This window comes from Lentiprolixibacter sp., assembly GCF_982873095.1.
Map to the genome: position 1 here is coordinate 1 of NZ_CEYNTP010000288.1, position 2,105 is coordinate 2,105.

Below are 2,105 nucleotides of genomic sequence, written 5' to 3' on the forward strand. Positions count from 1 at the left end.
AGGTACTCGGTATTGCGCCGGTCAAGCACCACGGCGCGGTCGATCAGTTCCATCGCGACCTGCAGCTTGCGCCGCTCGGTTGCCGCGACCGACAGGAAAAACCAGGCATCCGCATCGTTGAATACAGGATTTATCTTTTTGTCAAAAGAGTCTGCCTCCTCCTTGATGATGGGCGGCACCCAATAGGGGGAATCTTTGTACAAGCGGAACGGAAACTTTACAAACTTCTTAATTTCACTTTTCGTATGGGCCTCTTTAAGTGTTACCATGCCTTAACTTTAGTAAGGCCAATATCAGTAATATTTGGCAATAAAAAAACCAGACAGGTGGCTTTCCTGAAAATGGTACTTAGAAATATGAAGTTTTTTAGTTAGGCTCTAATGAGTAGCTTACCCGCCTGACCGCTTTGCCTTGCGTTGCATCCTTCTCAATTGTTTACGGCTGGGCGCCAGGTTGATGTCCTCTGCCCCCTTTCCCTTGGATTTACGGGCCTTTCGTTTAGCCTTTTTCAGGGCTTTCCTTGAGGGGAGGTCACCATTTGAACCCCGTCTTTGCTGGGCGATCGGCTTTACGTCCTGATGGTAATCGAGCCGATAAGAAATACCGCTGGTCATGAAGATGCGGCTGGGCGTATTCTTAAAACTGGCCCCCATACTGAAGTCCAACTGAAAATTTTTACTGAACAGGTGGGCGATTCCACTTCGCAGAAGCAAATCGGAATATCGGTCGCTGTCAATACCCTGGTGTTCCAGGAAGATACTCCATTTCGGATTCCGGAAGGCATGCGATACAGATATCACATAGCTGAGCTCGGGAAAGTCAGTTCCGATACGGTCATAGGCCACATTGGTGATCAGGACCATACGTGGGGTTAAGCGACTTTGAGTAGCCACCATAGCCCTTGGTGTTACTACGGGTTCACCAGGATAAAATGGATTGTCTCCCAGGGTAAAATTGGCCCCGCCGTAAAGGGAGATAGCGGGCAGCAAATTTTTAAACTGGAATTTGTTATTGGCCCGCCAGCTGTAGAGGTTGGGTTTGTTGCGCTGCGGGTTCTTAAAGGGATCGTAGATGAGGAATTTCAATCCCAGCCGGTTTTGGGCAAAATCCGTTCGGGACTCATCAAAGCCAAAATTTTCAAAGGTGATATTCTGGTTTTGGAAAGTACCCTCATAGATGATCTCAAGCTGCTCCAGCAACAATCCATACCTGAGGGCCAGGTCCACCCCGAATATATTAGAATTCGTATTCAGGTCAGTATGGTCTTGTTGTTCGTAGGCCAGGCCCAATTCGGCCTGTATTACGTCTTTACCTACTGCATAGGCACTTACGGAAAACCCAGGGCGGTTAGAATTGATGACATCGGTATACTGGGCGAAGCTTCCGGACCAACAGAAAAGGACGACAAGCCCTGTAACCCAAATAGATAACTTTCGTTTCAGCGGTTGCCCCATAAAATTCGATTTAGTATATTTTTATGACAATTATTCTGCTTATACAACGCCGGAATTGTACTTTTGATATATTATCCCATCAGAATATGACATTTTTACAAGTTCTCTTATTTGTTTTACTCTTCTATTTCCTGCTGAAGTTCATTGGCCGCTGGTTAGCGCCGAGGCTGTTCCAATATGCGGTAAAGAAGACTGAGGAGCGCTTCAGGGAACAGTATACTTCCTATTCAGGGACCCAACAAGAGGAAGTGAAGGTGGGGGATGTTAGTATTACCAAAACCTCAGGTCCCAGAAAAAAAGGGAAAGATTCCGTGGGGGAATATATAGACTATGAAGAAATAGATTAACTTGTTTCGCAGAATTTGTCTATGAATAAGGGATTCCCATCAGTTTTTACGCATTTCTTTGTTCTTGTATTTTTTGTGCTGGTTTCCCTGGCGTATTTCCACCCTGTGTTGCAGGGAAAGGCGATCCGGCAGTCTGATATTGAGCAATATATTGGGATGGCCAAGGAGCAAAATGACTATCGGGCCGAGTACAATGAAGAACCGTACTGGACCAACAGTGCCTTCGGCGGGATGCCCACCTATCAGCTAGGCGCAAATTATCCTCATAACTACATTAAAGAGCTGGACCGCCTTATACGGTTCC

At 46.4% G+C, this 2,105-nt stretch carries 2 protein-coding genes and 2 pseudogenes; 2 read left to right on the forward strand and 2 right to left on the reverse strand.

Going from position 1 to position 2,105, the window contains the following annotated elements; all coding sequences use genetic code 11:
* Positions 1 to 269 (reverse strand): annotated as a pseudogene (locus tag AC4E7D_RS13295) (GTP cyclohydrolase); the annotation flags it as partial.
* A gap of 120 nt (positions 270 to 389) precedes the next feature.
* Positions 390 to 1,454 (reverse strand): transporter, encoded by a 1,065-nt coding sequence (locus AC4E7D_RS13300; protein WP_490174271.1) that lies wholly within the window; start codon positions 1,452 to 1,454, stop codon positions 390 to 392.
* A gap of 86 nt (positions 1,455 to 1,540) precedes the next feature.
* Between AC4E7D_RS13300 and AC4E7D_RS13305 the strand changes: the two genes are divergently transcribed.
* Together AC4E7D_RS13305 and AC4E7D_RS13310 are read left to right on the forward strand one after the other, a co-directional pair.
* The gene (locus tag AC4E7D_RS13305) at positions 1,541 to 1,801 is read left to right on the forward strand and encodes a DUF4834 domain-containing protein (RefSeq protein WP_490174272.1); all 261 of its coding nucleotides are present in this window, start codon (positions 1,541 to 1,543) and stop codon (positions 1,799 to 1,801) included.
* A gap of 21 nt (positions 1,802 to 1,822) precedes the next feature.
* Positions 1,823 to 2,105 (forward strand): annotated as a pseudogene (locus AC4E7D_RS13310) (hypothetical protein); the annotation flags it as partial.